Below are 15,475 nucleotides of genomic sequence, written 5' to 3' on the forward strand. Positions count from 1 at the left end.
AGTCGACAGGTATAGGCGCGCGTATTTTTATGCCTGCTTTTGGTATGATTGGTATCGATTATGGTTTTGCGTTGGATAAGCCGCGTCCGGGGGAATCGGATTTTGGCCGACAAGCATTTACGTTTTCGATTGGTCAGCAAATTAGATAAGCATGAAAAAGTCGATTTTTTTCTTAATTTTGGGACTTGCATGTATAGGTCAACGGACCTTTGCGCAGAAGTTTGGATATATCGACACGGAGTTTATTACATCTAAAATGCCAGAGTATCAGAAGGTTCAAGTGAAAATTGACCAAATGACCGAGGCTTGGATGAAAGATATTGAGCTAAAAAACGAAGAAGTTCGGAAGTTGGAGAAAGACTATCATTTGGAGGAATTACTTCTTACAGATGAGTTGCGTCGGCAACGTTTAGAGCAGATTCGATTAAAAAATAAAGAGGCAACTGATTTTCAAAATATGATTTTCGGATCGGAAGGTGAATTATTCAAAGCCAAATTAAATGGATTTAAGCCCATCTTGGATGAAATTTCGAAGGCAGTTGAGCGTGTAGTGCGCCAAAAACGCTTGGATTTTCTCTTCGATAAGGCAAGTGAAGGTTTAGCAATGATCTACACGAATCCGGTACATGATTATTCTGATTATGTGTTGGAGGAGCTCGGATTGGAATTAGACCCTAACATAAAAAAGTAGCGACTTGTACGTTGCGCAGTTAGTAGATAAAAAAAATAAAAAACAACTAGATTAAACTTTTATGAAAAACAAACTATTCTTAGCGATGAGCCTTGTGTTTGGTATGGCTATTTTACCAGCAAAAGCACAAGTTAAAATTGGATTTATTAATGCGGATTATATCCTAAGTCAAATGCCAGAAGCAAAGCAAGTGGAGGAAGATTTGAAAAATACGCAAAAACAATATGAGACGTTATATCAAGGAAAGGTGAAAGATTTTCAAGATAAGTTAGCTGCGTTTGAAAAATTGAATGCAGATCCAAAAGCTGCCGATATCATTAAGCAGGACAAAGAAAAAGAATTGCAAAATTTACAAACGTCGATTCAAGAGTTCCAACAAAACTCACAGTCTTCATTGCAAAAGAAGCAAGCACAATTGTTGCAACCTCTATTGAAGAAAGTAGAAGAGAACATGCATGCCGTGGCAACTGAAAATCAATTTACGTATGTATTTAACTATGATGCAGGTATGGGAACAGCGCCAATTTTATTGCACTACCCAACAGAAGCAAATATTTCAGATTTGGTATTGAAGAAAATGGGTATTACGCCTAAGCCAGCTACGGCGGCAGCGGCTCCAGCACCAGCTCCAGCAGCAGCACCCAAGAAAAAATAAGTTGAGTTATTATCTTTGAGAAAGCCCTGACGAAAGTCGGGGCTTTTTTTGTAGAGATGCGATACTTCGCGTCTGTTTAAATAAAAACGCAAATTATAATGTTTCAATATGTGGAATGTGATTTTTCAGTTCGCTTCCTTATTCAGTGATAAATACTACTGGAATGCCTGATTTAAGAAAGATTTTCTTGTCGATTCCCGATACCTTTATGGAAAAACAGCGAATAGTCGCCCGTTTACCTTATTCTTCTTTTTGGAGAAGTTTATTTTGAAAGAGTAATATAATGACTACTCCACAAAAAATGGCGGCATCTGCAAAATTAAAAATGGGTGTCGAATAGTAACTACCACCCCAAAAAGGAATCCAAGAGGGGAGAATACCTTCCCAAAAATCAAAGAAAAACATGTCAATAACTTGACCATGAAACAGTCGGAATGGCGATTCTAAGGGAGCATTGTCAAACCAAACGCCATAGAATACCGAATCAATCAAGTTACCTACAGCTCCGCCTAAAACGAGAGCTACACATGTTAAAAATAAGGGCTTGTTGTTTTTTACCGTTAATTGGTATAGTAAGTAACCGATACCAAACATGGCTACAATTCGAAATAAGGTTAAAATCAATTTCCCATAAGCCGACCCTAATTGCATCCCAAATGCCATACCCGGATTCAGGGTATAGTGAAGTTTTACGTAGGATCCGATAAGCTCTATTTGGCCAAAATAGCCTGGCTCCATAAAAAAGTGGACGCTAATTTTAATGAGTTGATCTATGCAAATAATCAGCAAACTGAGCAAAAAATACCGGTAGTTAGATTTCATTAGGTAGTTTTTCTTCGACGAACTTCTTTTTGTAATAGGGCAAATTCTCTGGATGTTTGGCCAGCAATGGAACTGTTTTCATCTGCCCGACGGAATAGATACGGCATTACTGATTCAATTGGGCCATATGGCACATATTTAGCCACATTGTATCCTGCCGCTGCTAAGTTGTAACTGACATTGTCCGACATCCCTAATAATTGCGCAAAATAAATATGTTTGTGATCATTCGAAATTTCGGCCGCATGCATTGCCTCCGTTAATTGCAAGCAACTTGCTTCATTATGCGTCCCAATGCAGAAATTAACTTTATCTATGTGCTGGAGGCATACTAACATACCCTGATTAAAATCGTGGTCTGTTGCCGATTTTTCTTTATGTAGCGGCTCTGAATATTCATCTTCATGCGCCCTTTGTCTTTCTTTTTCCAAATAGGCACCACGTACGAGTTTGACTCCTAAATGGTATCCCTTTGTTTCAGCCGTAGCAATCGCTTCGGTGAGGTTTGCCAACATATCTATGCGGTACATTTGGTACGTATTGAATATGATGGCTTCGTCTTTGTTAAACTTTTCCATCATTTCATAAGCCAAAACATCGATCGTTGTTTGAATCCAACTTTCTTCCGCATCAATAAATAACTTTACATGTAAATCAGCGGCTAATTGGCATATATCAATCAGCAAATCTTTGCTATGCTGGTAAGCGGCCTCATTTTCTTCGGCAAGACCTGCTTCTGTTTGAAATTCTTCTAATAATTCTATTTGAAAAATACCGGTCATCTTGAAGACTGCAAATGGAATAGCGGAATCTATGTGCGCCTTCCGAATTGTTTCTTGGATTTCCTTTTTCGTTTTTTGGAAAGACTTTTCGCTTTCTTCACCTTCCACAGAGTAGTCCAGGATAGTCCCGATTTTTCCATTGTAAAGTTGGGTAATTATTTTTTGACATTCTTCAATGCTTTCACCCCCACAAAATTGTTCGAAAAGAGTTGATTTAATCAGTTTTTTGATGGGAAAGTGTAGGAAAAGGAGCAATTTGATAAAAAAAGTCCCTAACTTTACAATCCAAATTTGATTCATAGCAGCGAAAATCCAATAGGATTTACTGAGTTTGAAATCAGATTTTGATGAGAAGGCAATTTTTGTGTCTTCGAATGATAATTGATTCAAGGTCTTTGAATACGAAGGTTGATTCATTTATTTCAAAAGTAGGGTGCAAATATAAGAGAATATATCTTCCGTTTTTCGGAAAATTTATAATTTAATAAACAAAAATTAGGGGACGCGTGTCCTTGTTAATCCAATAAATATGAATGCCAATTTAGACATAGTACCGATGCAGGAGTGGATTCAGACTGGTGGAAAACCGTTAATTATTGCGGGTCCATGTTCAGCTGAAACAGAGGAGCAAGTATTAGAAACTGCTCGCCGTATCAAAGCGGAAGGTTTTGCACACATTATGCGTGCTGGTGTATGGAAGCCACGTACACGTCCAGGAAGTTTTGAAGGGATGGGAGAGCCTGCTTTAAAATGGTTGGTGGAAGCGAAGAAAGAAACAGGTTTGCCGCTTGCAATTGAAGTAGCAACTCCAGAGCACATTGAATTGGCATTGAAATATGGTGTAGATGTTTTGTGGATTGGTGCGCGTACGACAGTTAATCCATTTAATGTTCAGGATTTAGCTGATGCATTAAAAGGAGTGGATGTACCCGTTTTGGTAAAGAATCCAGTAAATCCTGATTTAGCTCTTTGGGTAGGTGCTTTTGAGCGTTTACAAGGTGCAGGAATTAAGAAGTTAGGTGCGATACACCGTGGCTTTTCGAATGCACAAGAAACTAAATATCGTAACTCACCCATGTGGGCAATGGCTGTTGAATTGAAACGTTTATTTCCGCAAATGCCATTGATAGGTGATCCTTCGCACATGGCGGGTAAGCGTGCGTTATTGATGGAATTATCTCAACGTATTTTGGATTTGAATTACGATGGTATGATTATCGAGACGCACCGTGATCCAGATGCTGCTTGGTCTGATGCTTCGCAGCAAGTAACTCCTGAGAAATTGGGCGAGATGTTGCGTGAATTAGAAGTTCGTAATGCAAATTATGGGGCTGATTTCTCTGATGAATTAGCGAGTCTTCGTGAGAAGATTGATAACATTGACCGTGAATTGTTAGAGGTTCTTGCAGCACGGATGTCAGTCGTTGAGAAATTAGGGGAATACAAGCGTGACAATAATGTAGCTGTTTTGCAATTAGATCGTTGGAAGCAATTGCACAATGATCGCGCTAACCAAGCAAAAGGCTTAGCCTTATATCCAGAATTTGTAGAAGAATTGTTTAAGTTGGTGCACCTAGAATCAATCCGTAAGCAAACGGAAGTAATGAATTCTGCAACAGCATAACACATATTGAATTAAGAGGTGAGAGGTAAGAGATAAGAGGTAACATGGGGCACCTCTTATCTCTTACCTCTTACCTCTTACCTCTCACCTCTTACTTACCTGATAGCTCCCCCAAAACACAAGTCCCATCCCGATACACACGAAGAAAGATGGGAATCCGTGTCCTATAATGATTTCAATCAAGATAGAAAATAATACGGCGCTGTTGCCTACGGCACCAGCAATACTTGTCTTTTCATTGAGAAGGGCCTGTGTTGTGAAGTATTGAACGCCAAGTGCCAATAAGCCCATAATCAACGCCCATGCCCATTCCGCTCCTTGAGGCGTCACCCATTTTCCCGTAAAAAAACTATTGGGATAATCTCCCCACGTACCTAAGGCCAATGAGACACTGGATGCAATAAATCCCGCCGCCATAAACGATACCACCACCCAGCGCGAATCATAATATTTTTGAGCTTCTTTAATTGCTAAATAGCCTAATGCCGTTCCCATAGCATAAATAATCCCAGTAGCATGATGGAGCAGCTGGCCTTGCGCCTCCGGTTGGAAAATTAAAAGAATTCCCAAAAAGCCAATTATTAAATACAAAACCTGTCTAGTCGTAAGTCGTTCATTGGGGAAAATAAAGAAGCTAAAGATTGCAATGAAAAGAGGGAAGGCTTGGCCATATGTATTTGTTAAGGAGAGGTCTAGGTGCTCCAACGTGAAAAATAGGCAATATAGGGTAAAAGCGCCCAATAAACCGCGCATTATGATGAAGTATAATTTCCCTCCAGTTTGAATGGCTGGGGTACGGTATAAACTAGTTAATAAAAATGGTAGGCCCACAGCGCTGCGAAAAAACACGAGTTCAACAGATCCGAATCGGGTGGTCATGGATTTGGCGATTGCCGACATCAGCGCAAAACACAAAGAAGAAAGTAGCATATAGCCAATTCCCTTATTTAGAAATAGTAGTTTTTTAAAGTCTATTTGCATGAAAAATCAGTCACAGGCCCCACGGGGATTCGAGCAAATTTTGGTAACTTGCATCTCAATTTCAAAGGTATGACAAAAAAGATTATTTTTTCTCCTGATGCTCCAGCGGCCATAGGTCCTTACTCGCAAGCCGTGGAAATAAATGGCGTGTTGTATGTATCTGGTCAAATCGCATTAGCTGCGTTTGAAGCAGGTGTTTCTATTGAGGATGAAACGGAGCAAGTGATGAAAAATTTGGGTCATATCTTAGCCTCTGCAGGTTATACGTATCAAGAAGTCGTAAAATGTACCATTTTCGTGAAAGACATGGGGCACTTTGCTCAAATCAATGCCGTTTATGGCTCGTTTTTTAGTGAAAATTTTCCTGCACGTGAAACTGTTGAGGTAGCTCGTTTACCCAAAGATGTTCGTGTAGAAATTTCTTGTATTGCCCATAAATCATAAATCATGTCTCAAAAAGTTCGCGTTCGCTTTGCTCCAAGTCCTACAGGACCCTTGCACATTGGAGGTGTTCGAACAGCTTTATATAATTATTTATTCGCTCGCAAAACAGGTGGTACGTTTATTTTACGTATTGAGGATACAGATCAAGCACGTTTTGTGCCTGGTGCCGAACAATATATACTAGATAGTTTAGCTTGGCTTGGAATTAGCCCTGACGAGGGCGTAGGAGCCGATGGGCCACATTCGCCTTATCGTCAAAGTGAGCGCAAAGCGCTTTATAAGCAATATGCTGATCAATTATTAAGGGAGGGGAAAGCATACATTGCTTTTGATTCATTCGAGGAGCTTGAAGCCATGCGTACACTTTACGAAAGTAAAGGCTCTGCATTTCAGTACAATGCCCTAACACGGGTAAAACTGAGTAATTCGTTGGCTCTTTCAAAGGCCGAAGTTGACGCATTACTGGCCTCGGAGACTCCCTATGTAATCCGGCTAAAAGTTCCAGCGAAAGGCGAAATTCGATTTCAGGATAGCGTTCGGGATTGGGTGCATGTACACACCTCGAGCATGGATGATAAGGTTTTAATGAAATCAGATGGAATGCCTACCTATCATTTAGCCAATGTCGTGGATGATCATATCATGGAAATAACCCATGTTATTCGAGGTGAAGAATGGTTGCCATCCGCGCCATTACATATTTTGTTGTACCAATCTTTTGGTTGGCAAGCACCTCAATTCGCCCATTTGCCTTTATTATTAAAGCCTGAAGGGAATGGAAAATTATCAAAGCGCGATGCAGATTTAGGTGGATTTCCTGTTTTCCCAATGGAGTGGACCGACCCACAATCAAGTGCTATTTCAAAAGGGTTTAAGCAAGAAGGCTATTTGCCAGCGGCAACACTTAATTTTTTAGCTTTTTTGGGATGGAATCCGGGTACAGAACAAGAATTGTTTAGTTTAGATGAGTTGGTTGATGCTTTTTCATTGGAGCGCATCAATAAAGCCGGTGCTAAATTTGATGTTAACAAGGCGAAATGGTTTAACCAGCAATATTTAAAGCAATCGGATAGTAAGGAATTAGCGCAAGTCTATTTACCTAATTTGCCAGCGAAAGATGCAGATGCCTTTGTTCAATTGTTTTTGGATCGTGTTACTTTTCCGCAGGAATTAGGCCAATTGGTGCATGAGTTTTCTCAAAAACCTCATGCGTATGATGAGGTTGTTTTAGCTACTAAGTGGAATTTAGAAGCGCAAAAAGGGCTGCAGGTGCTCGCTGCTTCATTACCTACCTGTTCCACTTGGGATGCCGATGGGATCAAACATACGATTCATGTCGCCTTGGAGGAAGCTGGAATTAAAATGGGTAAAGTGATGCAAATGTTACGAGTTGCTTTGAGTGGGAATGGCGCAGGTCCAGACTTGATGATTTCCATGCAATTATGGGGAAAGGACGAAGTAAATGAACGAATAAATGCGGCTTTGTCCGTTTTTCCTAAACTTGTGTCATGAAAGGTAAATCGCAATCCATTCCGAAAGTACCTAAAGTTCATCCCGATTTGGCTGGCTTTGAAATGAATATAGATTCATTTGGTCAGATAACGACGACGTTAAATCGAGATAAGTTGAATACCTTTTTAGATAAAGAAATGCCTGAGGATAAAAAAAGAAAGTCGAAAAAAGATGAAAGTAACGAAGGATGATGTAGTTAAGATTGCGCATCTAGCCCGTTTAGAGTTGAAAGATTCGCACGTGGGTGATATGCAGGATTCCATCAATAAAGTTTTGGACTGGATGGAAGCGTTAAATGCCGTAGATACTACGGGTGTGGCTCCTTTGGTGCACATGACATCTTCATTAAATCACTTTCGGGAGGATGTGGCTAAGGAAGGTTTGGATCGGAAGGTGGCATTGGCATTGGGTCCCGATACAAATGAGAAATATTTTAAAGTTCCTCAGGTAATTGAATAATTAGCCGATGTAATAGGCAATTGCCTTTTTCATTTCGGATGTTGAAACCGGTATGTCATATCCGCAATCTCCGATACCTGTAAGTAATGAAAAACGAATTTCCCCTCCTCTGTTTTTTTTGTCTTGAGCCGTTAATTTGATGATGGCAGGAATTTCGTCTACAGTTAATTTCACTCGACCGTAGGTTTCAAAAAGATAAATCTCAATCGACCCAAGTTCCTCTTGACTAATTAAGCTACGATGATAGGCAATAAATGCCTCCATGATCATGCCTACAGCAATCGCTTCTCCGTGTAAAATTCGTCGTTTACCTAAATTTAGTAAATACGTTTCCACAGCGTGGCCGAGGGTATGGCCAAAATTTAATATTTTGCGCAATCCTGCCTCTTTGGGATCTTCAGCAACGACCGCTTTCTTTATTTCTACTGAATGGCTAATAAGGTCAGCAAAGTTGATGTCTTCAAAACCTTTGTGGCTAATTTCTTCCCATTTTTCTTCATCACGGATCAAACAATGTTTGATGATTTCGGCATAACCAGAGAGTTTTTGGCGTTCAGGTAACGTTTGAATGAAATCAGGGTCTATGAGCACCGATTTAGGTAATTGGAATACACCTAGATGGTTTTTGAAACTTTGGAAGTCGATTCCTAATTTTCCGCCAACACTTGCATCTACTTGGGCTAAAAGTGTAGTTGGGATTTGAATAAAATCGATACCTCTTTTATATGTTGCAGCGCAAAATCCTCCCATGTCTCCAATGACTCCACCGCCTAGATTTATGACTAAGCTGTGTCGGTCCATATTTGACTTGGTCATGATATCCCAAATACGTTCACACGTATGTAAGGTTTTATTCTCCTCACCAGATTTTATGATGATTTTTGTGAATTTACTTGACAGTAGTGATTTGATTTTGGGTAAGCAATATTTGTTTGTATGTTCGTCGGCAATCACCGCGATATGCGAATACGAGTTCTCGGCTAAATAGCGGTAGAGCGATGTGGAAATTGGGCCGATTTGAACAGACATGTATGAAAAATTTCGAATTAAATTCAAAAATACAAGGAATTTAGCAAAATGGGTGATTTGTAACCTGAATTTTGGTTTTGTGGAATGCTTTTTCTTGCCTAATTTTGTCACCGCTTGAGTAAGTCCACAACTTAGAACATATTATGAGAGAAATTCAATTTAGAGAAGCCTTGCGTGAGGCGATGCAAGAGGAAATGAGACGTGATGATACGGTCTTTTTGATGGGTGAGGAAGTTGCTGAATACAATGGTGCTTATAAAGTTTCTCAAGGCATGCTGGATGAATTTGGTCCTGATCGCGTGATTGATACGCCGATTGCTGAATTAGGTTTCGGTGGAATTGCGGTAGGAGCATCTGCGAATGGACTTCGCCCGATTGTTGAATTCATGACCTTCAATTTTTCGTTAGTAGCGATTGATCAGGTGATTAATTCAGCAGCAAAATTGATGTCTATGTCCGGAGGCCAATATTCATGCCCAATTGTTTTTCGTGGTCCTACGGGAAATGCTGGTCAATTATCTTCACAGCATTCGTCTAATTTTGAAAATTGGTTTGCCAATACACCTGGTTTAAAAGTAGTTGTTCCTTCAAATCCTGCGGATGCAAAAGGTTTGATGAAATCAGCTATTCGTGACAATGATCCTGTTATTTTTATGGAGTCGGAAGTAATGTATGGTGACAAGGGTTTTGTTCCAGATGGTGAATATTTAATCCCAATAGGTAAAGCTTCTATTGTGAAGGAAGGAAAAGACGTTACGATCGTAACATTTGGAAAAATGCTTTCACGCGTGGTTATGCCTGCGGTAGAAGAATTGGAAAAACAAGGATTTAGTGTTGAAGTGATTGATTTACGAACTGTTCGTCCTATTGACTATGCAACTGTTGTTGAATCTGTCAAGAAAACGAATCGCTGTGTGGTAGTTGAAGAAGCAAATCCATTGGCAGCTATTTCTTCTGAAATCACCTACCATTTGCAACGCTGGGCCTTCGATTATTTAGATGCTCCAGTTGTGCGTGTTAACTCACGAGATTTGCCTTTACCTTATGCACCTACGTTGATCGATGAGATTTTACCAAGTGTTGAGCGTACGATTGCAGCCGTAAAAACGGTAACATATCGGAAGTAGTCAACAGTAGTCAGTCGCTAGTCGTCAGTCATTTAGTTAAATTAAAAGCCCTACTTGGAAATCCAAGTAGGGCTTTAGATTTTTAAATAAACATCAGTGACTAGCAATTGTTGACTAGTGACTGACGACTAGCGACTATAGTACATAGATAAACCGGGATCCATCGACATCCACACCTTCAAGTTTTGTTCTCCCCTTGCGTGCCTCTAGTAATTCAGCGGCTTCCTTTGGATTAGTTACAACCTTATCGTTTATTTTGGTGATAATTGAACCTTTTGACAGGCCATACATTTCGAGGCGGCCATCTGGTAAAACATCAACAACCTTTACGCCTGAACTGACATTAAATTTCTCTTTATCGGCATTGGTAATCGGGCCAAATTTAGCTCCTAAGAATTCTGATTTATAGGATTCACTAGATTCGCCTTTTAGAATGGACGTATTACCGTCCTTGTTTTTAAGCATTACAGTAAATTCCTTTGTTTGGCCATCACGGTTAACTGTGACACGCACAGCCTCACCCGGACGCTTGCTACTTACAATTTCCATTAATTTCGACGTTGTCTTTGTCTCTATTCCTTCCACTTTGGTAATGACATCGTTAATTTTCACACCGGCATCCTTGGCTGCGGAATTCTCTGAAAAGCCACCTACGTAAATTCCCGTGGATATTTTAAGATCTTTTTCGTCTACTAATTTAGCGTTGACCTCTGAAATACTTACGCCAAGGAACCCACGTTGTACGTTGCCATATTTAATAAGATCTCCTGAAACTTTTTTGACAATGCTTACAGGGACAGCAAATGAATAACCGGCAAACTGGCCTGTTCGGGAATAAATGGCTGTATTTATTCCTATCAATTCCCCTTTCAGATTAACTAAAGCTCCACCGGAATTACCAGGATTTACGGCCGCATCTGTTTGAATAAAGGATTCTAATGGGTTTGAGGCTCCGTCGCCATCGCGATCGATGATATTTTGACGGCCTTTAGCTGATATAATTCCTGCCGTTACTGTTGACTCTAAATTGAATGGATTTCCTACGGCAAGTACCCATTCGCCTACTTTTACATTGTCAGAATCGCCAAAATTCAAAAACGGCAAGCCAGTTGCCTTAATTTGAATTACTGCCAAATCAGATGATGGATCTGTCGAGATAACCTTAGCTTTAAATTCGCGTTTGTCATTCAACATGACCGTGATTTCAGAAGATTCAGCTACTACGTGATTGTTTGTGACAATATATCCATCTGAACTTATGATTACTCCTGAACCCGATGCTTCTTGTGGCTGAGGTGATTGGCGGCGACCACCACCTCCAAATGGATCTCCATATCCGCCAAATAATTCTTCAAATGGGTTAGATGGCTGGCGTGATCGTTGTTGCATTTTAGTTTTAATGTGCACGACAGCAGGCGTTGTTTTTTCAGCTGCATAGGTGAACTCTCCAGGGTTTCCTGGTGCATTTATACTTGAAATATTACTTGTAAAGGCTGATGGCGCATTGCTTATAGAAGCTGACGAACCTAAATCGAATAATTGATAGGCCCCTAGTGTGGCTCCACTAGATAATAAGGCTATGACTACATAGGATTTTAACTGATTTTTCATTTCCATTTTTTGTTTTTTTATTTGTTACGAATTTAACGTAAAAATGAATTGCTTATTGACTTATTAACAAGTTTTAAGAATTTGTAGAAAATTTTATTTGCCAATGGAAATGGCTATTTTTGTTGCTTTAATTTTACCCAACGAACATTCGAATGATTTTAAGTGAGCAAGAGCAATTAAGGCGTCAAAAACGGAATGAGTTAATCGCATTAGGTATTGATCCGTATCCTGCGGCTGAATATCCGGTTAATGTTCATTCGGCTGAAATATTGGCTCGATATAAACCAGATGAAAATAACTATCAAGAGGTAGTTTTAGCTGGTCGCTTGATGGGTTTTCGAATCATGGGTAATGCCTCTTTTGCTGAGTTGCAAGATGCAGAAGGTCGTATTCAATTGTATTTTCGTCGGGATGATTTGTGTCCTGAGGAAGATAAAACCTTGTATAACACTGTTTTTAAGAAGTTATTAGATATTGGTGATATTATCGGTGTTAAGGGATATGCATTTACCACGCAGGTGGGTGAAATTTCCGTTCACGTTCGCGAGTTTACGATACTTTCCAAAGCCCTCCGCCCTTTACCCGTCGTCAAAGAAGCTGAAGGTCAAACTTATGATGCCTTCTCTGATCCAGAAATGCGTTATCGTCAACGCTACGTTGATTTAATAGTCAATCCACACGTTAAAGATATATTCATTAAGCGTGCCAAAATCGTTTCTACCATGCGCAGCATGTTTGATTCACGTGGCTGGCTTGAAGTTGAAACGCCCGTATTGCAAGCGGTTCATGGAGGAGCGGCTGCTCGTCCGTTTAATACACACCATAATACGCTGGATATGCCGCTTTATTTACGCATTGCAAATGAGTTGTATTTGAAGCGTTTGATTGTTGGCGGTTTTGACGGCGTATATGAGTTTGGAAAAATGTTCCGTAATGAAGGAATGGATCGGACACATAATCCAGAATTTACTTCATTGGAATTCTATGTGGCCTACAAGGACTATCATTGGATGATGGATCTTACAGAGACTATTTTCCAGACGGTAGCACAAACATTGCATGGCCAAACCAAAATACAAGTTGGCGAAAATCAAATCGAATTTGCCGGACCATACCCGCGTTTAACAATCTCAGGTGCAATATTGCAGTATGGGGGAGTGGATGTAGATGCCATGTCTGAATCTGAATTGCGCGCACATTGCTTGATTTTAGGAATGGACGTAGATAATCAAATGGGTAAAGGGAAATTGATCGACGAGTTATTTGGAGAAAAGGTAGAGGCTAATTTGATTCAGCCTACGTTCATCACCGACTACCCCGTTGAAATGTCCCCATTAACCAAAAAACACCGTTCAAAGCCAGGCTTAGTAGAGCGATTTGAATTGTTTGTCAATGGAAAAGAAATTGCGAATGCCTACTCAGAATTAAATGATCCGATTGATCAGAAAGAGCGTTTTGAAGATCAATTGCGTTTGGCTGAAAAAGGAGATGATGAGGCCATGGCGATGGATTTCGATTTTTTACGCTCGTTGGAATATGCGATGCCACCTACATCTGGAATTGGCATTGGTATTGACCGCTTGACCATGTTGATGACCAATCAATCATCTATTCAAGAAGTATTGTTTTTCCCTCAAATGAGATCAGAAGTAATTAAAGAAGTTTCTTCAGACAGTGATTTCGTACAAGCAGGTGTCCCTGAAGTTTGGATTCCAGCCTTGCAAAAAATTGGAATTTTAACATTGGCTATACTTAAAGAAGCTAATCCTAATAAATTATTTAATGACTTAGGAGGTATGCGCAAGAAGTTGAAGATTGATGTGGCATTGCCTTCCAAAGAAGAAATTATCGCCTGGATCGGATAGAACATAAAAAAAGCCCTCATGATGAAGGCTTTTTTTTCTCTTTAACTAGAGATCAATGGGGCAATAAATATATATTGAAATCTACTGATTTGCTCTAATCAAAAATCCGAAAGAAAAATTAGATTTTCTTTACGTTGATTGCGTTTGCTCCACGCTTTCCATCAGTAACTTCGTAAGATACTGAATCATTTTCGCGAATTGTAACACCTGAAAGGCCTGTTACGTGTACGAAGATGTCTTCACCTGTTTGATCGTCAACTACAAATCCAAATCCTTTGGTCTCGTTGAAAAATTTTACTTTACCAGTTTGCATAAAAAAAATGTTAAAAATTAATACCTAAATAAACCTTTCTGCGATCAAGTCGAACGTTGCGAAATCTAGAATCAAAAACTAATTAAAGAGGAAGATACTAGAGAGGGCAGGTCTGAACTATGGCTGAATTAAATCTTTTAAGTGGTCAAATGTATAAAAAATTATATTGTATGCAAGCAATTTAAAATAAATTATCAGTTTATAAAAAATAATTTAGTATTTTATTTATAATTTATATAATATTTTTAATTATATGAATTTTAATTCTGTAAATACTTATTTTTCAAGTATTTTTGGAAGTTAATTTTTTTCACTTTATGAACAGAATAAAATACTTCGTTGAGAATCAAGCCTTTGGAGTCTGTACACATATCGGTGAAAAATTTAAAATCTCTACAAGTAGCATTCGCTTATATTTTATTTACACCTCATTCCTGACATTGGGTTCCCCAATCATCATCTATCTGTTTTTAGCTTTCTGGATGAATATCCGTCGGTATTTACGTCAGCGAAATAATCCTTCTGTTTGGGATATTTAGAAACGTAAAGATTGGAAAGATTTTATTCCTTGAATGAAATATGCCCAAATGATTGATTTTGGATAGCTTTTTGTCCAGTATTTTTGTTGATGCGCAGCTAAATTATTCTTTTGATTCGACCATAAATATCCATAAAAACTCTTGTGGGCCTTTAAAATAGCTACTAGTTGGTTTATTTCGCCTTTTAGCAAAAACTGAATGCCTGCTATTCCATCTAATGCCATTCGGCCAAAAATTGTTTGCCATTTAGTTTTTGGATCCCAATTTTTATAGAGTAAGATTAAGTTATTTCTAAAATTCAGGTAAGTTTTCTGCGGATTCCCTTGTGGCAGTGTTCCCCCACCCACATGTAGAACTTCACTGGTAGCTATGGCAGCTACTTGATAGCCGGTGCGTTGTAGGCGCCAACAAAAATCAATTTCTTCCATGTGGGCAAAGAAGTCTGCATCTAATCCGCCAACTTCCCAATATGCTTTAGCCCGTACTACTAAACAAGCACCTGAAGCCCAATTCACTAAACTGGTTGGGTATTGATTAAAATTTTCCTCAACGGTGTCAAACAGTCGTCCGCGGCAGAATGGGAAACCATAGTTGTCCCAAAACCCACCCGCAGCACCTGCATATTCAAATTTAGTTGGATTGTCATAGGCAAGTATATAAGGTTGAGCAGCTGCTACTGTTGGGTTATCCTGCATGTAGGTCATCAATCCATTGAGCCAATTGGCTTTTGGCTCAATATCGGAATTCATTAATACATAATATTCAGTATCTACTTGCGCTAAGGCGGTGTTGTAACCTCCTGCATATCCTTCATTTTTTGTCGATTGCAATAATCTAATTTGCGGATAATTTTTTTTCATCCATTCGACTGAATTATCTGTTGAGCCATTGTCGGCAACAATTACCTCAGCCTGTACGCTTGTTTCAAGTACTTTGGGTAGGAATTTTGCCAAAAAATTTTGGCCATTAAAGTTTAGGATAACCACTGCGATCGACATGTCGCAAAGGTAAGTGTTTTCGT

General features: G+C 39.4%; 17 protein-coding genes. 10 read left to right on the forward strand and 7 right to left on the reverse strand.

What is annotated here, in order from left to right:
- Positions 1–151: 151 nt before the first annotated feature.
- Both AC1W6K_RS09235 and AC1W6K_RS09240 read left to right on the forward strand, forming a co-directional pair.
- The gene (locus tag AC1W6K_RS09235; RefSeq protein WP_481719964.1) at positions 152–691 is read left to right on the forward strand and encodes an OmpH/Skp family outer membrane protein; all 540 of its coding nucleotides are present in this window, start codon (positions 152–154) and stop codon (positions 689–691) included.
- Positions 692–752: 61 nt separating this feature from the next.
- A complete protein-coding gene (locus AC1W6K_RS09240; RefSeq protein ID WP_481947266.1) occupies positions 753–1,346 on the forward strand; it encodes an OmpH/Skp family outer membrane protein in 594 nt (197 codons plus the stop codon).
- A gap of 240 nt (positions 1,347–1,586) precedes the next feature.
- Here AC1W6K_RS09240 and AC1W6K_RS09245 read toward each other — a convergent pair whose 3' ends face one another.
- Both AC1W6K_RS09245 and AC1W6K_RS09250 read right to left on the reverse strand, forming a co-directional pair.
- Complete coding sequence (locus AC1W6K_RS09245; protein ID WP_481947267.1) at positions 1,587–2,168, reverse strand: lipoprotein signal peptidase; 582 nt, start codon at positions 2,166–2,168, stop codon at positions 1,587–1,589.
- Positions 2,168–3,367 carry a proline dehydrogenase family protein gene (locus AC1W6K_RS09250; RefSeq protein ID WP_481947268.1) on the reverse strand — a complete coding sequence of 400 codons (1,200 nt, stop codon included), beginning with the start codon at positions 3,365–3,367 and terminating at the stop codon, positions 2,168–2,170. Before AC1W6K_RS09250 ends, AC1W6K_RS09245 begins: the two co-directional genes overlap by 1 nt.
- Before the next feature lie 112 nt (positions 3,368–3,479).
- Between AC1W6K_RS09250 and AC1W6K_RS09255 the strand changes: the two genes are divergently transcribed.
- The gene (locus tag AC1W6K_RS09255; RefSeq protein WP_481947269.1) at positions 3,480–4,574 is read left to right on the forward strand and encodes a chorismate mutase; all 1,095 of its coding nucleotides are present in this window, start codon (positions 3,480–3,482) and stop codon (positions 4,572–4,574) included.
- Between the two features lie 84 nt (positions 4,575–4,658).
- Here AC1W6K_RS09255 and AC1W6K_RS09260 read toward each other — a convergent pair whose 3' ends face one another.
- Positions 4,659–5,555 carry a DMT family transporter gene (locus tag AC1W6K_RS09260; RefSeq protein ID WP_481947270.1) on the reverse strand — a complete coding sequence of 299 codons (897 nt, stop codon included), beginning with the start codon at positions 5,553–5,555 and terminating at the stop codon, positions 4,659–4,661.
- Between the two features lie 69 nt (positions 5,556–5,624).
- Here AC1W6K_RS09260 and AC1W6K_RS09265 point away from each other — a divergent pair, with 69 nt between their 5' ends.
- Genes AC1W6K_RS09265 through gatC form a run of 4 tightly spaced genes read left to right on the forward strand, consistent with a single transcriptional unit; the run spans position 5,625 to position 7,970 of the window.
- Positions 5,625–5,999 carry a Rid family detoxifying hydrolase gene (locus AC1W6K_RS09265; protein ID WP_481947271.1) on the forward strand — a complete coding sequence of 125 codons (375 nt, stop codon included), beginning with the start codon at positions 5,625–5,627 and terminating at the stop codon, positions 5,997–5,999.
- A 3-nt stretch (positions 6,000–6,002) separates the two neighbouring features.
- On the forward strand, positions 6,003–7,511 hold the full coding sequence (gltX, locus tag AC1W6K_RS09270; protein ID WP_481947272.1) for a glutamate--tRNA ligase: 1,509 nt from the start codon (positions 6,003–6,005) through the stop codon (positions 7,509–7,511).
- Positions 7,508–7,702, forward strand: coding sequence for a hypothetical protein (locus AC1W6K_RS09275; protein WP_481719948.1), 195 nt, complete (start codon positions 7,508–7,510; stop codon positions 7,700–7,702). Before gltX ends, AC1W6K_RS09275 begins: the two co-directional genes overlap by 4 nt.
- Entirely contained in the window at positions 7,683–7,970 is a 288-nt protein-coding gene (gatC, locus tag AC1W6K_RS09280; protein WP_481947273.1) for an Asp-tRNA(Asn)/Glu-tRNA(Gln) amidotransferase subunit GatC, read from the forward strand. Before AC1W6K_RS09275 ends, gatC begins: the two co-directional genes overlap by 20 nt.
- Here the strand turns inward: gatC and aroB are convergent, their stop codons facing one another.
- A complete protein-coding gene (gene aroB, locus AC1W6K_RS09285) occupies positions 7,971–8,999 on the reverse strand; it encodes a 3-dehydroquinate synthase (protein WP_481947274.1) in 1,029 nt (342 codons plus the stop codon).
- A gap of 143 nt (positions 9,000–9,142) precedes the next feature.
- Between aroB and AC1W6K_RS09290 the strand changes: the two genes are divergently transcribed.
- Entirely contained in the window at positions 9,143–10,126 is a 984-nt protein-coding gene (locus AC1W6K_RS09290; RefSeq protein WP_395783922.1) for a pyruvate dehydrogenase complex E1 component subunit beta, read from the forward strand.
- 135 nt (positions 10,127–10,261) lie between these two features.
- On the opposite strand, the gene AC1W6K_RS09295 is transcribed toward AC1W6K_RS09290, so the two are convergent.
- Positions 10,262–11,737, reverse strand: a complete 1,476-nt coding sequence (locus AC1W6K_RS09295) for a Do family serine endopeptidase (protein WP_481719941.1) — start codon at positions 11,735–11,737, stop codon at positions 10,262–10,264.
- A gap of 152 nt (positions 11,738–11,889) precedes the next feature.
- Here AC1W6K_RS09295 and lysS point away from each other — a divergent pair, with 152 nt between their 5' ends.
- Entirely contained in the window at positions 11,890–13,602 is a 1,713-nt protein-coding gene (gene lysS / locus AC1W6K_RS09300; RefSeq protein ID WP_481947275.1) for a lysine--tRNA ligase, read from the forward strand.
- Between the two features lie 118 nt (positions 13,603–13,720).
- Here the strand turns inward: lysS and AC1W6K_RS09305 are convergent, their stop codons facing one another.
- Positions 13,721–13,915, reverse strand: coding sequence for a cold-shock protein (locus tag AC1W6K_RS09305; RefSeq protein WP_395783928.1), 195 nt, complete (start codon positions 13,913–13,915; stop codon positions 13,721–13,723).
- Positions 13,916–14,232: 317 nt separating this feature from the next.
- Between AC1W6K_RS09305 and AC1W6K_RS09310 the strand changes: the two genes are divergently transcribed.
- Positions 14,233–14,454 (forward strand): PspC domain-containing protein, encoded by a 222-nt coding sequence (locus AC1W6K_RS09310; RefSeq protein WP_395783930.1) that lies wholly within the window; start codon positions 14,233–14,235, stop codon positions 14,452–14,454.
- Here AC1W6K_RS09310 and AC1W6K_RS09315 read toward each other — a convergent pair.
- A complete protein-coding gene (locus AC1W6K_RS09315; RefSeq protein WP_481947276.1) occupies positions 14,451–15,452 on the reverse strand; it encodes a glycosyltransferase family 2 protein in 1,002 nt (333 codons plus the stop codon). The genes AC1W6K_RS09310 and AC1W6K_RS09315 overlap by 4 nt on opposite strands.
- Between the last annotated feature and the right edge of the window lie 23 nt (positions 15,453–15,475).

It is taken from the genome of Aquirufa sp. (assembly GCF_964796385.1).